Source organism: Inquilinus sp. CA228 (genome assembly GCF_052078665.1).
Classification (GTDB): Bacteria; Pseudomonadota; Alphaproteobacteria; order DSM-16000; family Inquilinaceae; genus Inquilinus.
The window spans coordinates 83,038-97,599 of record NZ_JBQJIK010000009.1; the positions used below are offsets into that span (position 1 = coordinate 83,038).

The 14,562-nt window shown below is 70.0% G+C and carries 14 protein-coding genes; 2 read left to right on the forward strand and 12 right to left on the reverse strand.

What is annotated here, in order from left to right:
• Nucleotides 1-66 precede the first annotated feature (66 nt).
• From ACTOWL_RS06190 to ehuR, 12 genes are all read right to left on the reverse strand, one after another.
• Nucleotides 67-1,221: a ZIP family metal transporter gene (locus ACTOWL_RS06190; RefSeq protein ID WP_441320326.1), complete on the reverse strand. Its 1,155-nt coding sequence runs from the start codon at nt 1,219-1,221 to the stop codon at nt 67-69.
• Nucleotides 1,218-2,270 carry a multicopper oxidase domain-containing protein gene (locus ACTOWL_RS06195; RefSeq protein ID WP_441320327.1) on the reverse strand — a complete coding sequence of 351 codons (1,053 nt, stop codon included), beginning with the start codon at nt 2,268-2,270 and terminating at the stop codon, nt 1,218-1,220. The genes ACTOWL_RS06190 and ACTOWL_RS06195 overlap by 4 nt, the downstream gene beginning before the upstream one ends.
• 240 nt (nt 2,271-2,510) lie before the next feature.
• Nucleotides 2,511-3,518: a N(2)-acetyl-L-2,4-diaminobutanoate deacetylase DoeB gene (gene doeB / locus ACTOWL_RS06200; protein ID WP_441320328.1), complete on the reverse strand. Its 1,008-nt coding sequence runs from the start codon at nt 3,516-3,518 to the stop codon at nt 2,511-2,513.
• Nucleotides 3,515-4,693 (reverse strand): ectoine hydrolase DoeA, encoded by a 1,179-nt coding sequence (doeA, locus tag ACTOWL_RS06205; protein ID WP_441320329.1) that lies wholly within the window; start codon nt 4,691-4,693, stop codon nt 3,515-3,517. Before doeA ends, doeB begins: the two co-directional genes overlap by 4 nt.
• Before the next feature lie 10 nt (nt 4,694-4,703).
• A complete protein-coding gene (gene eutC / locus ACTOWL_RS06210) occupies nt 4,704-5,687 on the reverse strand; it encodes an ectoine utilization protein EutC (protein WP_441320330.1) in 984 nt (327 codons plus the stop codon).
• Nucleotides 5,684-6,688, reverse strand: a complete 1,005-nt coding sequence (eutB, locus tag ACTOWL_RS06215) for a hydroxyectoine utilization dehydratase EutB (protein ID WP_441320331.1) — start codon at nt 6,686-6,688, stop codon at nt 5,684-5,686. Before eutB ends, eutC begins: the two co-directional genes overlap by 4 nt.
• A gap of 231 nt (nt 6,689-6,919) precedes the next feature.
• Complete coding sequence (gene eutA, locus ACTOWL_RS06220; protein WP_441320332.1) at nt 6,920-7,675, reverse strand: ectoine utilization protein EutA; 756 nt, start codon at nt 7,673-7,675, stop codon at nt 6,920-6,922.
• A gap of 13 nt (nt 7,676-7,688) precedes the next feature.
• Nucleotides 7,689-8,345 (reverse strand): ectoine/hydroxyectoine ABC transporter permease subunit EhuD, encoded by a 657-nt coding sequence (gene ehuD, locus ACTOWL_RS06225; RefSeq protein WP_441320333.1) that lies wholly within the window; start codon nt 8,343-8,345, stop codon nt 7,689-7,691.
• Between the two features lie 3 nt (nt 8,346-8,348).
• Complete coding sequence (ehuC, locus tag ACTOWL_RS06230) at nt 8,349-9,008, reverse strand: ectoine/hydroxyectoine ABC transporter permease subunit EhuC (RefSeq protein ID WP_441320334.1); 660 nt, start codon at nt 9,006-9,008, stop codon at nt 8,349-8,351.
• Nucleotides 9,009-9,152: 144 nt separating this feature from the next.
• Entirely contained in the window at nt 9,153-9,995 is an 843-nt protein-coding gene (gene ehuB, locus ACTOWL_RS06235; RefSeq protein WP_441320335.1) for an ectoine/hydroxyectoine ABC transporter substrate-binding protein EhuB, read from the reverse strand.
• Nucleotides 9,996-10,037: 42 nt separating this feature from the next.
• Complete coding sequence (gene ehuA / locus ACTOWL_RS06240; protein ID WP_441320336.1) at nt 10,038-10,835, reverse strand: ectoine/hydroxyectoine ABC transporter ATP-binding protein EhuA; 798 nt, start codon at nt 10,833-10,835, stop codon at nt 10,038-10,040.
• A 136-nt stretch (nt 10,836-10,971) separates the two neighbouring features.
• Nucleotides 10,972-12,378 carry a MocR-like ectoine utilization transcription factor EhuR gene (gene ehuR, locus ACTOWL_RS06245; RefSeq protein ID WP_441320337.1) on the reverse strand — a complete coding sequence of 469 codons (1,407 nt, stop codon included), beginning with the start codon at nt 12,376-12,378 and terminating at the stop codon, nt 10,972-10,974.
• A 66-nt stretch (nt 12,379-12,444) separates the two neighbouring features.
• On the opposite strand from ehuR, the gene ACTOWL_RS06250 reads away from it, so the two are divergent.
• Complete coding sequence (locus ACTOWL_RS06250) at nt 12,445-12,939, forward strand: Lrp/AsnC family transcriptional regulator (protein WP_441320338.1); 495 nt, start codon at nt 12,445-12,447, stop codon at nt 12,937-12,939.
• Nucleotides 12,940-13,067: 128 nt separating this feature from the next.
• Nucleotides 13,068-14,561: an NAD-dependent succinate-semialdehyde dehydrogenase gene (locus ACTOWL_RS06255; RefSeq protein WP_441320339.1), complete on the forward strand. Its 1,494-nt coding sequence runs from the start codon at nt 13,068-13,070 to the stop codon at nt 14,559-14,561.
• The last annotated feature ends 1 nt before the right edge of the window (nt 14,562 follow it).

A 14,562-nucleotide genomic window follows, 5' to 3' on the forward strand; every position in this document is an offset into this window, starting at 1 on the left:
CGAGGACGGTACCGTTCGGCGCCGGACCGGTCTTGCACGCCGGTGCTGCCACCCCGGCTGCGGTGCCTAAGCCTGGACGAGCAGCGCCGTTCCGTACATCACGCCGATGCCGGCGACGATGCCCGCGATGGCGACGGCCGGGACGGGCGAGCGGCCGGTCCCGGGCATCCGGCGCAGCATCAGGATGCCGACCTCGACGATCACCTGCAGGATGGCCCCGGCACCGACCGCGAGCGCCAGCGCCGCCCAATGCGGCGAAAAGGCGTAGCTGCCGAGCCAGATGCCGGCGACCGCGGGCAGCCCGGCCAGGGCCACGAGGCCGATGAGGACCGGGAGCTTCGGCCGGCGGTCGAGCAGCGGCGCGACGATGCCGATGCCTTCGGTGACGTTGTGCAGCGTGAAGCCGAGCACGAGGAAGGAGCCGAGCGCGGCCGCCCCGGTGGCGAAGGCCGACCCGATCGCCAGCCCCTCTCCGAGATTGTGCAGACCGATGCCGAGCGCGATGGAGGTGGCCAGCGCCACCCCGGCCAGCCCATGCCCCTTGCGACGGCCGACCGCCATCAGGACGACGAAGGCGAGGCCGGCGACGAGCCAGACCAGCACCGGAGCTTGCAACTCCGGCGCGGCCCGGCCGGCCAGCTCGACCGCCTCGCCGAGCGTGTCGACCAGGAGGAAGGCGAGCAGCCCGATCGTCAGGGCCAGGGCGAAGGTGAAGCCGTGCGCACCGCCGGCCTTCAGCGCCGGATAGAACAGCATGCCGAGCGCGATCGGCAGGACGCCGACGAACAGGCCGACCAGGCCGAAATTCCCCAGCATGCCGGTGTTCACGGGCGGCGTGGCGACAGCCACGTCGATCGTATGCTCGAAACCGACGCCGCTGCGGGTGAGGAAGAGCAGGTGATGGGTCTCGCCCAGGACCCAGGGATACGGCACTCGCAGCCAGGCCGTTGCCAGCCGGTCGATCGGCCCCGGCGGGTCCTGGGTGAAGGACCAGTAGGCGCCGTCGACCTGGATCTGCGCGATCTCGATCGGGGCTGTGCCGCCGGCCCGCACCAGGACCGAGATGCCGCCGCTGTCCAGGGCGGTCCGCTCGACGGTCAGCTGCTCGGCGGGCGGCGCGCCGGACGAGAAGCTGCGCAAGGGATCTGTCGCCAGAAAGGCGGCCGCGATCGCGATGATCAGGATCAGCGGCAGCAGCGTCCAGGCCAGGGCCCGCATCATGCCCGCACCTCGAAATTCCCCATCCAGCCGAGCTCGGCGAATTCGGACTGGTGGGCGTGGAACATATAGAGGCCCGGCTCATGGTCCTTGAAGCTGAACTCCAGGATGCCGCGCTGGGCCTGGCACTGCATGATCGTGTCGACCGTGCGCAGGGTCGGGGTCAGGGTGGTGCCGTGGTCGTAGTAGTCGAAGAAGTTGGCGTGCAGGTGGAACGAGTTGATCGGGTCGAACTCGGTGATGTTGACCAGATACACCCGCACCGGCCGCGCCCGGTCGATCGGGATCGGGCGCTTGGCATAGGCATGCGCCACCGTGTTGACGGCGTAGACCTCGTTCTCGTCGTCGAAATTCGTGTCGAAGGCGTTCATCACCATCAGCAGCTCCTGCCACCCGGCATTCTCGGGCGTCCCGAGCAGGCGGGAGCGCGCGACCGCTTCATGGTCGGGATGGCGGGCCGGATCGGGATCGATGACGAAGGCGCCGTACATGCCCTTGTGGATGTGCCGCCGCAGCGGCACGAAGTGGCAGTGGTAGAGATGGCAGCCGAACGGAAAGGCGTCGAATTCATAGGTGAACTCGCCGCCGGGCTCGACCACTCCGGCCCCGGGGACGCCGTCCATCCAGGCCGAATGGATGCCGTGGAAATGCAGCGTGTGCGGATGGCTGCCGAGATTGCGCAGGCGGATCCGCAGCCGGTCGCCTTCCGTGGCGCGCAGCGACGGCCCGGGCACGCGGCCGTTGTAGGTCCAGGCCGGGAACATGAGGCCCGGCGCGATCTCGATCTCCTTCTCCTCGGCCGTGATCTCGAACTCGCGCGTCGTTCGGCCGGACGCATCCCGGCTGACGATGCCGGTCTCCCAGTCGGTGAGGAGGGCGTGCGGATCGAAGCCGTTCCGGGCATCGTCGACCGTGCCGACGGTGATCATGCCGCCATGGTCGCCATGCGGGGGCGGCGTTTCGCCAGGGGACTCGGGAGTGGCGGCACCGTGGCCGCCATGCTCCTGCGCGACGGCGCTCGATCCCGCCTGGGCGAGAGCGGTCCCTCCCATCAGCGCGCTTCCCGCCAGAAGCCGCCGCCGTGTCACCGCACGTCCGAACCAGGATCGCAATCATGCCTCCGCACGCGTGACTCCCGATCCGGCCGCCGCGGACAAGGTCTGCACTTCATAATATAGCGCCGGCTAACTTTGGTTCGTTAGTCTTTTGTTAAAAGCCTCGGCTGCTGCCGATCTTCTCTCCTTGGGGAGAGGGAGGGGCCCGCCGCGTTGGCGGCGGGAGGGTGAGGGGGACTACCCCTCCACCGTCCCGATCACCGCCAGGCAGTCGCCAGCCTTCACCAGCCCCGGGAAATGCCGGGCCGCCAGGATGCCGTCCAGCGCCGCGCGGTATTCCGTCGGCGCCTGGCCGGTGCGGTCGATCGGGTGGATGCGGGCGATGATCTCGCCCTGGCGCACCGGGTCGCCCAGGTCGACGCAGGTCTCGGCCATGCCGTCCTGCTCGGCGAAGCGGAAGCAGTCGGCGGAGGGCATGTCGAGCCAGCGGCTGGGGGCGCGCTCGACCTCGCCCTGCAGGATGCCGGCATGGCGCAGCAGGTTGCGCACGCCGCGTTTGGCGATGCCCGCCGTGCGTGCGGTGGCGGTGCCGCCGCCGCCGAGCTCGGTGGTGACGAAGACCTTGCCCGCCGCCTCGGCCGCGGTGTCGTACATGCCGACCGCGTCGATCTCCAGCATCCGCATCGACCAGGGGGCGGAGAAGGCCTCGACCGCCGCGAAGCAGCGCGCCTCCTGGTCCTTGTCGGGCAGGATGTGGGCGGCAGCGAAGGGCACGAAGTCGAGCGTCCGGCCGCCGGAGTGGAAGTCGAGCACGATGTCGGCCAGCGGCAGCAAATGGCGCTGGAAGTAGTCGGCGATCTTCTGCGTCGGCGTGCCGTCCGGCCGGCCCGGGAAGCTGCGGTTCAGGTTGCCCTTGTCGATCGGCGAGGTGCGGGTGCCGGCCCGGAAGGCGGGAGTGTTCATCGCCGGGACGATGATCACCCGGCCGCGGACCGAGGCCGGGTCCAGCGTCCGCGCCAGATCGAACAGCGCGATCGGCCCCTCGTATTCGTCGCCGTGATTGGCGCCGGTGAGGAGCGCGGTCGGTCCCTCCCCGTTGCGGATCACGGCGACCGGGATCATCACCGAGCCCCAGGCCGAATCGTCCCGGCTGTAGGGCAGGCGCAGCGTGCCGTGCTGCACCCCGTCGCGGTCGAAATCGACCGAGGGGACGATCGGCGAGGGCGGCAAGTCGACAACCGTCATGGCTTGACGAAGAGCTGGCGCGGCACGTCGGCCAGGATCTCGACGCCGCTGTCGGTGATGGCGATGCTCTCGGTGATCTCCAGCCCCATCTCCTCCAGCCACAGCCCGGTCATGAAATGGAAGGTCATGCCGGGCTCCAGCACGGTGCGGTCGCCGGGGCGCAGGCTCATGGTGCGCTCGCCCCAGTCGGGCGGATAGCTGAGGCCGATCGGGTAGCCGGTGCGGTTGTCCTTGATGATCCCGTACGTCTTCAGCACCGCGAAGAAGGCGTTGGCGATGTCCTCGCAGGTGTTGCCCGGCCGCGCCGCGCTCAGGCCCGCTTCCATCCCCTCCAGCACCGCCTTCTCGGCATCCACGAAGGCCTGGGTCGGCTTGCCCAGGAACACGGTGCGCGACAGCGGGCAGTGGTAGCGCTTGTAGCAGCCGGCGATCTCGAAGAAGGTGCCCTCCCCCGACCGCATCGGCTTGTCGTCCCAGGTCAGATGCGGGGCCGAGGCGTCGGCGCCGGAGGGCAGCAGCGGCACGATCGCCGGGTAGTCGCCGCCGAAGCCGTCCACACCGCGGATGCCGGCATCGTAGATCTCGGCCACCAGGTCGTTCTTGCGCAGGCCGGGTTCGACCTTCTCGAAGATCCGCTTGTGCATCGCCTCGACGATGCGGGCGGCCTTGCGCATGTAGTCCAGCTCCTGCGGGCTCTTCACCGCGCGCTGCCAGTTCACCAGCGCGGTGGCGTCGGCGAAGCGGGCATTGGGCAGATGGCGCTGCAGCGAGGCGAAGGCGGCGGCCGAGAACCAGTAATTGTCCATCTCGACGCCGATCGACAGGCGGCCCCAGCCGCGCGAGTCGATGATGTCGGCCAGCCGGTCCATCGGGTGCCGCTCGGTCGACTGCACGTAATGGTCGGGGTAGCCGATGATGTTGTCAGGGGCGAGATAGGCGGTGCGCTTGGCGCCGTTGGCATCCTGGCCGCGGCCGTACCAGATCGGCTCGCCCTCCGGCGGCACCAGCACGCCCTGGTGGACGTAGAAGGACCAGCCGTCATAGCCGGTCAGCCAGGCCATGTTCGACGGGTCGCTGACCCACAGCAGGTCGATGCCGCGGCGGGCCATGGCGGCACGGGTCTTGGCGAGCCGCGCGGCATATTCCTCGCGGCTGAAGTTGAGCTCTACGGACATAGCGTGCCTCTCAGCTTTCGAAGGGAGTGCCGACCCCGGCGGCGGCGACGCGGCCGCGGGCCAGGGTGGCGATGGCGGTGTCCTGGACGCCGGTGCCGGTCAGGTCCGCGACGGTGATGGCGGCGGCGGAGGGCCGGCCCGCTGCCCTGCCCGCAATCACGGCGCCGAGCTCCGGGAAGACGGCGTCGGCGGCGATGGCCCCGGAAGCGATGGCGTGGTGCAGCTCGCCCAGCCGGCGCGTCTGGGCCAGGCTGTCGGCGACGTAAAGATCGGCGCGAGCGAGAACGGCAGGGTCCAGCTCGTTCTTGTGCTCGGCGTCCGACCCCATGGCGGTGACATGCTGGCCGGGCGCCAGCCACCCGGCCCGCAGGATCGGCTCGGCCGCCGGGGTGGTGGTGACGATGATGTCGGCGCCGTCGACCGCGGCCTGCGGCGCCGCCTCGGCATGGACGGCGATGCCCAGCTCGTCCGACAGCCTGGCCGCCAGCGCCTGCGCCCGGTCGGGGTCGCGGGCCCAGATCCGCGCTTCGACGATCGGCCGCACCAGGGTCAGGGCCTTGAGCTGCAGCCGGGCCTGCACCCCGGCGCCGAAGATCGCCGCCACCCGCGAGTCCGGGCGCGAGAGATATTTCGCTGCCACCGCCCCGGCCGCGGCGGTGCGGACATCGGTCAGATAGCCATTGTCCAGGAACACGGCGTCGACCAGCCCGGTGCGGGCGCTGAACAGCACCATCAGCCCGTTGGTGCTGGGCAGGCCCAGCTTCGGGTTGTCGAAGAAGCCGGGGCTGATCTTGATGGCGAAGCCGTCCAGCCCCGGCACATAGGCGGTCTTGACGTCGACCTCGCCGCGATGCTCGGGGATGTCCAGGCGCAGGATCGGCGGCATCGCCACATCCTTGGTGGCCAGCGCCAGGAACGCGTCCTCGACGCAGGCGACGGCGTCGCGGTCGAGCGGGACGGCACGGCGCAGCTCCGCCTCCGTCACGATGGTCATGCGGGGCACGGTGTCTCCTCCCAGGCGCCCCCCCAACGACCGGAAACGATCTTGCGGTGCAGCGCCATGTCGATGTTGCGGCCCGACAGCACCAGGACGGTCGGGCCAGGAACGGTGAGCTTGCCGGCCAAGAGGGCGCCGATGCCGACCGCGCCGCCGCCCTCGACGATCTCCTGCTCCGCCGCATAGGCGTGGTCGATCGCGGCGGCGATCTCGGGCTCGGACAGCAGCACCGCCTCGTCCAGCAGGTCGCGGGCCAAAGCGAAGGTATGGCGGTTGTCGAGGCCGATGCCGCCGCCCAGGGAATCCGCCAGGGTCGGCAGCTCCTCGACCGCGACCGGGCGGCCGGCGGCGAGGCTGTCCCGCATCGCCGGGCCGCGCGCCATCGACACGCCGACCATCCGGGCCTGCGGCCGCAGCCCTTTGACCGCGGCAGTGATGCCGCCGAGCAGGCCGCCGCCGGACAGCGGCACCACCACCTGCGCCACATCGGGCAGGTCGGCGACGATCTCGAGCCCGATCGTGCCCTGGCCGGAGATCACGTCGGCATGGTCGAAGGGCGGGATGGCGGTGAAGCCCTCCTGCGCCACCAGCCGGTCGACCTCCTCCTGCGCATCGTCCTGGGACCGGCCGACGATGCGGATCTCGGCCCCGAGCGCACGGATCGCGGCGACCTTGTTCTCCGGCACCAGGGCGGACATGCAGACGACACAGCGCAGGCTCTGGCGGGCGGCGGCATGGGCCAAGCCGCGGCCGTGATTGCCCGTCGAGGCCGCGGCAATACCGACCTTCCGCGCCTCGGGCGGCAGCGACAGCACCGCATTGGTGGCGCCGCGCAGCTTGAAGCTGCCGGTGGTCTGCCGGGTCTCCAGCTTGAGGAACACCGGCGCCCCGGCGCGCTCGGACAGAGCGGCCGAGCGGACCAGCGGCGTCCGCACCACCTCCCCGGCGATGCGATCGGCGGCGGCGCGGATGGTGTCGAGGGTGACGGCGTGGGTCATCGGGTGGCCGTCCGGAGAGAGACGTAGGTTGGGTTCGCTCTCGGCGAACCCAACATCGGGGCCGCAGCACCGGAGTGTTGGGTTCGCATCCGCGAACCCAACCTACGACTTTGCTCTCTGTTGTCATGCCCGGGCTTGACCCGGGCATCCAGAAGATGTCGAGACCCTCTGGATTGCCGGGTCAAGCCCGGCAATGACATTGAAAAAAGCGGATAGGCGACCATCACGACCTCACAGCGCCATCAGCCGGCCGAGATCCGGCCGGGGGCGGTCGTCGCCGCACAGACGCAGCGCCATCCAGGCGGTGGCGAGGTTGCTGGTCACCACCGGCTTGCCGATCCGGCGCTCGATGTCCGCCGCCACCCCGGCGGCGCGCAAAGCGGTGCAGGAGATGAACAGCGCCTCGGCGTCCGGCGCCATCGCCGCCTCGGCCGCCGCCACGATCGACGGCAGGCTGATCCGCGCCATCTGGCGGTCGTCGTCCAGGCCGAGGCAGGTGAAGCGGGCGATGTCATGGCCGTGGCCGGCGAAGTAATCGGCCATCGGCCGGCTGGTCTCGACCGTGTAGGGGGTCAAGACCGCGATCCGGCGGGCGCCGAGCGCATCGAGGGCGCGGCGGGCGGCCAGCGGCGGGGTCACCACGATGACGCCCGGCTTGGCCTCGCGGATCGCCTCCTCGATCGCGTCGTCGCCCATCACCACCGAGGCCGAGGTGCAGGAGTAGCAGACGAGGTCGAGATCCTCCTCCGGCAGGATCAGCCCGGCGCCCTCGGCGAGGCGCGGCTGCATCCGGCGCAGATTCTCCGGCGTGGTCGGGTTGGCATAGGCGATGCGGGCGACATAGAGGCCGATCCGGTCGCTGGCGACCATGCGGCGGAAATCCGGCTCGCTGGTGTGGTCGGTCGCCAGGATGACCAGGCCGATCCGCTTCGCCAGCGGGCGGTCGTCGAAGCTGAGCGGCAGGGTGGACCGTTCGATCTCGGGCATCACGGGCTCCGGCTCAGCGCAGCGGCCGGAAGCGGCGCTCCAGGAAGCGGAGGCCGACCACGGCGATCAGGCTGATGACGAGGAAGAAGGCGCCGACCAGCGTCATCGGCTCCAAATAGCGGTAGTTGTAGTTGGCGACGCTGCGGGCCTGGTTCATCAGCTCCAGCACCGTGATGGCGGAGAGCAGCGGCGTCTCCTTGAACATGGCGATGAAGTAGTTGGCCAGCGCCGGCAGCATCGGCGGGATCGCCTGCGGCAGGATGACGTGGCGCCAGCTCTGCCCCGCCGTCAGGTTGCAGGCCTTCGCCGCCTCCCACTGGCCGCGCGGGGTGTTGTCGATGCCGGCGCGGTACACTTCCGCCGTGTAGGTGGCGTAGTGCAGGCCGAGGCCGATCACCCCGGCGGTCAGCGGCGACAGCGTCAGGCCGAGATCCGGCATGATGTAGAACAGGAAGTACAGCTGCACCAACAGCGGCGTGCCGCGGATGAACTCGATCAGGAAGCCGGTGATCCGTGCCAGCCAGCGGCGGCGGGTCCGGCGCAGCAAAGCGAGGCCGAGGCCCAGCACCACCGCCAGGGCGTAGCCCAGGATGGTGGCCAGGATGGTGATCTTCACGCCCTGGATCAGGGTCGGGAGGATCTCGGCGACGAAGGCCCAGTCCCAATCCATGGCTCAGCTCCGCACGCCGTCGAGGCCGCGGGCCAGGCGGCGCTCCAGCGCCCGCACCCCGGCCGAGATCAGCAGCGCCAGCGCGAAATAGATCACCAGGATGGTGAGGAAGGGGAAGGCGGTGCTGCCGGTCTGGGCCCGCACGATCTGGGCCTGGAAGGTCAGGTCGGTCAGCGAGATCAGCGACACCACGGCGGTGGCCTTCAGCAGCTCGATGGCGTTGTTGCCGAAGGTCGGCAGCATCAGCACGAAGGCCTGGGGCAGGATGACGTGCCACAGGCTCTGCCGCCGGGTCAGGTTGAGCGCGACGCAGGCCTCGCGCTGCTCGCGCCCGATCGACTGCACGGCGCCGCGCACCACCTCGGCCCCATAGGCCCCGACATTGAGGCCGAGGGCCAGCACGCCGGCCTGCAGCGGGCTCATCTCGAACCCGGCCAGCGGCAGCACGAAATAGACCCAGAACAGCTGCACGAAGATCGAGGTGCCGCGGAAGAACTCGACATAGGTCGTGGCCAGCGCCCGCAGAGCGAAGCTGGACGACAGCCGCCCCAGCCCGGCCAGGAAGGCGAGCACCAGCGCCAGGGCGCAGCCCAGCACGGTCAGCTCGATGGTCACCCAGGCGCCCTGCAGGATCAGCCCGAGATAGCCTTCCCACTGGTTCATGCGGCGGCTCGCGAAATGACGTTCTCAGGATCGCGATGCCGTCGCCGCCCCAAGCCAAACGAGTCCCCCCTCCCGCAAGGGGAGGGAGGACTCAGAAAGAGAGCGATCTTCAGGGTCGTGGGGACAGTCACCGACCTCTCCGTCTCAGTTCGGACCGCCGCACATCGCGTCGCGGTTGGTCTCGAGCGCGGCCTTGGCCGAGAAGCCGTAGGGCTCGACGATCTTGGCGAACTCGCCGGACTGCTTCAGCGCCGCCAGCTCCTTGTCGAAGGCGTCGCGCAGCGCCGTGTCCTGCTTGCGGAAGGCGGCGCCGTCGCAATAGACCGGCGCGTTCTTCACCGGCCCGACCATCTCGATGTTCGGGTCGCTGGCCTTCTTCAGCAGGTCCTGGATCGACAGGATCGGCAGCGAATAGACGTCGATGCGGCCGTCCTGCAGCATCTTGATGCCGCTCTGCCCGTCCGGCACCACGATCACCCGATCGCGCGGCACCCCGGCCTCCAGCGCCAGCCGCTCCTCGGTGCCGCCGCCCGGCGCGCCGATCTTGGCGTCGGCGTTGGCGGCGATGTCGGCGTAGCTCTGGAAGTTCGAGGGGTTGCCCTTCTTCACCGCGAAGGCCTCGCCGTCGCACAGGATCGGCTGCGAATAGGACACGGCGCGGCAGCGCTCCGGCTTCATGAACAGGCCGGCGGTGACCGCGTCGAAACGGCGGGCCTGCAGCCCGGGGATCATGGCGCCGTATTCCGAGATCGAGGCGACGACGTCGGGCACGCCCATGCGTTTGAACACCTCGCGCGCCACGTCCGGCCCGGCGCCGGAGACCTTGCCGTCCGCCGCCACCGCGGTGAAGGGCGGCTCGTTGGCGATGGCGATGCGGGCGAAGCCCTGCTCCTTCAGATTGTCCAGCGTGTCGGCCGCGGCCGGCTGTGCCAAGGCCACGGCCGATACGGCGGCCAGGATCAGACGCGCGCAAAATCCTTTGTTCATTTCTGCCTCTCCTGTTCTCGCGTTTGGGTGCCGCCGCCGCGGTCAGATCCGTTGGCCGGCGGCGATGATCTTCTTGAGGAAGGTTTGGGTCCGCTCCTCGCGCGGGTGCCGGAAGATCTCGTCCGGCGGCCCTTCCTCGACGATCCGGCCCCGGTCGAAGAACAGGACCCGGTCGGCGAAGTCGTGGGCGAAGCTCATCTCGTGGGTGACCAGCAGCATGGTCATGTCGGTCTCGGCGGCGAGGCGGCGCATCACGTTCAGCACCTCCTCGACCAGCTCGGGGTCGAGCGCCGAGGTGACCTCGTCGAACAGCATGATCTTCGGCTTCAGCGCGAGGGCGCGGGCGATCGCGACGCGCTGCTTCTGGCCGCCGGACAGCTGCGCCGGCATTGCCTTGGCCTTCTCCGCCATGCCGACCAGCTCGAGCAGCTCCATCGCCCGGGCCTCGGCGGTCTTGCGGTCGACGCCGGCGGTCAGGATCGGCGCCAGGGTCACGTTGTCCAGCACGCATTTGTGCGGGAACAGGTTGAACAGTTGGAACACCATGCCGATCTTGGCGCGCATCTTGTGCAGATGGCGGTCGTCGGCCGCCACCAGCCCGCCGTTCCGCTTCATGTGGAACAGCTGCTCGCCCTCGATCCGGATATGGCCGCCGTTGATCTCCTCCAGCGTCATCAGGATGCGCAGGATGGTGGTCTTGCCCGAGCCGGACGGCCCGATCAGGGCCAGCTTCTCGCCCGGCTTCACGGTGAAGGTCAGGTCGTTCAATACGGTCAGCGGCCCGAAGCGCTTGGTCACGCCCTCGACGCTGATGCACGGGTCCGATACGGAATTTGCCAAGTCGCTCTCCCTGTTGCGGCGACGGGCCTCTGTTGCCGCCAACGATGGAAGGGAGACAAAATCATGTCAAATGGAAAAACAAATCAGTACAATTTGACCTGCCGTGATGATTCCTTAGGCAGCGGCTTGCCGATTCCTACATCGCCAGCAGCACCGGCTCCGGCTCGCCCTGCAGCAGGTTGACGACGATCTTCAGCCCGTCGCGCAACTGCTCCGGCGTGGTCGAGCCGACCGAGATGCGCACCGCCGGCTGCCGGTCCATGCCGCCCTCGCTGGCGCCCCCGATGGCAAACGAGGCGCCGGGCGCAATCGCCACGCCCTGCAGCCGGGCATGCGACACGAACTCCTCCTCCGACCGCCGCTCGCCCAGCGGCAGCCAGACATGCAGCCCCTGCGGATGGGCCTTGTGCGGAATGCCGGCCAATATCTCGGCGGCGATCGCCTGGCGGCCGCGGATCGCCTCGACCTGCCAGCGCACCAGCTCCGCCGCCGTGCCGTTCTCGACCCAGCGGGCGGCCAGCTCCGCGATCAGCCCGGTCGCCATCCAGCTGGTCACCAAGCTGCGGTTGGCGACCGCCGGGCACAGCCGGTCCGGCACCACCAGATAGCCGGCGCGCAGCCCCGGCATCACGCATTTGGTGAAGGTGGTGACATACAGCGTGCGCTCCGGCGCCAGGGCGGCCAGCGGCGGCAGCCGCTCGCTCAACAGCGGCGCCAGCACGTCGTTCTCGATGATCTGCAGGCCGTGGCGGCGCGCGACCGCGACGATCTCGGCCCGCCGCGCCTCACCCATCAGGCTGGCAGTGGCGTTGATCGGGTTCGGCATGACGAACAGGGCGCGGACATCGCCCTCGCTGCAGGCCTCGTCCAGCGCCTCGGGGATCACGCCCTCCGCATCGATCGCCACGCCGCGCAGCCGCAGGCCGAGATAGGCCGCCAGCGGCACCAGCGTGTGGTGGCCGACCGCCTCGGTCACCACGGTCGACCCAGGCGGGGCCGCGGCCATCAGGGCGATGGTCATGCCGGAGGTGGCGCCGTTGGTCAGGTGGATGGTGCCGGGCGTGGCCTCGACCCCGCAATGCTCGCGCAGCCAGCCCTGCGCCACCCGGCGATGGCGGGCGAACAGCGTGTTCGGGCGGAAGGACAGCACGGCGGAATGCGGCAGCGTGTCGGCCAGGTCGTGCAGCGCCGCCTTCATCGCATCGATGTGCAGGGTCTCGCACACCACCGGCTTCAGGATCGAGAGATCGATGACCTCGCTCAGCCGCTCGGGAATGTACGGCGGGACAGGCTCGCGCTGCGGCGGGCGGATGAAGGTGCCGCGCCCGGTCTCGCCGGAGATCAGGCCGCGGCGGATCAGCTCCTCATAGGCGCGGCTGACGGTCTGCACCGACAGGTCCAGCGTCTCGGCCATCTGCCGGTGCGTCGCCAGCCGCTCCCCCGGCTGCAGCCGCCCATCCGAGATCGCGCGCGCGATCTGGTCGGCCAGGGAGAGATAGGCGGGCCGGCGCAGGGCGGCGGGATCGGGCTGCCAGATTGTCATGATTGGACTGTGATCCAGGATCAGTTCAATTGACAACCCGAATTGCGCACCGGCATGGTTTCGGCCATGTCCTCCGTCAAGCTCGACCCGATCGACCTGCGCATCCTGGCCGAGATCCAGCGCGACGGGCGCATCACCAAGCTGGCCCTGGCCGAGAAGGTCGGGCTGTCGCCGACGCCGTGCTGGACCCGGCTGCACCGGCTGCAGCGCGAGGGCGTGATCTCCGGCTACCACGCCCGGCTGGCGCTGCGCCGGATCGCGCCCTTCGCCATGGTGTTCGTCGAGATCACGCTGGGCGCCCACCGCCAGGCGGATTTCGACCGGTTCGAGCGGGCGGTGAAGGCGGTGCCGGAGGTGGTGGCCTGCTGGTCGCTGGGCGGCGGCATCGACTATCTGCTGAAGGTCGTGGCGCGCGACATCGACGGCTATCAGCGGCTGGTCGACCGGCTGCTGGAGGAGGAGATCGGCATCGACCGGTACTTCACCTACATCGTCACGCGAACGGTGAAGGATGATGTGGTGGTGCCGGTCGAGGTGCTGGCGGGGCCGGACGCAACTTAGGCAGAGAGACTCTCTCCGCGTCCCCCACCCCGCGAGAGACTTGGTCTTCCGGCCGCGGCCCGAACAGCCTCCTTCTCCCCCGCTCTCCCCCTACCTTGGCGGCCTCGCCCTTGACGGAGGCTCAGCCAATGACCGCCCTCGCCACCCGGCCCAGCCAGCATGACGCGCTGGGGCGCCTTACCGACCGCCGGCTGTTGCGCGAGCTGGCCTATGTCGATGGCCGCTGGACCGCCGCCGCCAACGGCGCGGTGTTCGAAGTCGCCGACCCCGCCACCGGCGTCACCGTCGCCCGCGTGGCGCGGCTGGGCGCGGCCGAGGCGGACCGCGCCATCGCCGCCGCCGAGGCCGCCTTCCCGGCCTGGCGGGCGCTGCTGCCGCAGGAGCGGGCGGCGAAGCTGCGCAACTGGTTCGACCGGATCCTGGCGGCCAAGGAGGATCTGGCCCTGCTGATGACGCTGGAGCAGGGCAAGCCGCTGGCGGAGTCGCGCGGCGAGATCGACTACGGCGCCGGCTTCGTCGAGTGGTTCGCCGAGGAGGCCAAGCGCCTGAACGTCGAATCCGTCACCAGTCCCCTGCCCGGCGCCGAAATGATGGTGCGGCGCGAGCCGCTGGGCGTGGTCGGCGTCGCCACGCCGTGGAACTTCCCCTGCGCCATGCTGACCCGCAAGGCTGCGGCCGCCCTGGCCGCCGGCTGCACCGTGGTCGCCCATCCGTCGTCGCAGACCCCGCTGTCGGCCCTGGCCCTGGCCGAGCTGGCGGAGCGTGCCGGCATCCCCGCCGGAGCGCTGAACATCGTCACCGGCGACCCGGAGCCGATCGTCGGCCGGATCTGCGCCGACAGGCGGGTGCGGGCGGTCAGCTTCACCGGGTCGACCGAAATCGGCCGGCTGATCGCCGAGCGCTGCGCCCCGACGATCAAGCGGCTGCAGCTGGAACTGGGCGGCCACGCGCCGCTGATCGTCTTCGCCGATGCCGATCTCGACCGCGCCGTGTCGATCGCGATCGACGCCAAATTCGCGACCTCGGGCCAGGACTGCCTGGCCGCCAACCGGATCTATGTCGAACGGCCGGTCTATGCCGCCTTCTGCGCGGCCTTTGCCAAGAGGGTGGCGGCGCTCAAGGTCGGCAACGGCCTCGACCCGGAGACCGAGATCGGGCCGCTGATGCATGGCCGGGCCGTGGCCAAGGCGGCGGAGCATGTCCAGGACGCCGTGACCCGCGGCGCCCGCTGCCTCGCCGGCGGCGATATCCATGCGGCCGGGCCGCTGTTCTTCGCCCCGACCGTGCTGGCCGACGTGCCGGACGACGCCGCGATCATGCGCGAGGAGACCTTCGCCCCGGTCGCCGCCGTCACCGCCTTCGACGCCGAGGACGAGGTGATCGCCCGCGCCAACGACACCGAATACGGGCTGGTGGCCTATGTCGTCACCCGCGACGGTGCCCGGATGCTGCGGCTGGGCCGCGCGCTCGACTACGGCATGGTCGCGGTCAACCGGGTGAAGATCACCGGCGCCCCGATCCCGTTCGGCGGCACCAAGCAGTCCGGCCTCGGCCGCGAAGGCTCGCGCCACGGCATCGAGGCCTTCACCGAACTCAAGTATCTCTGCCTGGACGCCGCCTGAG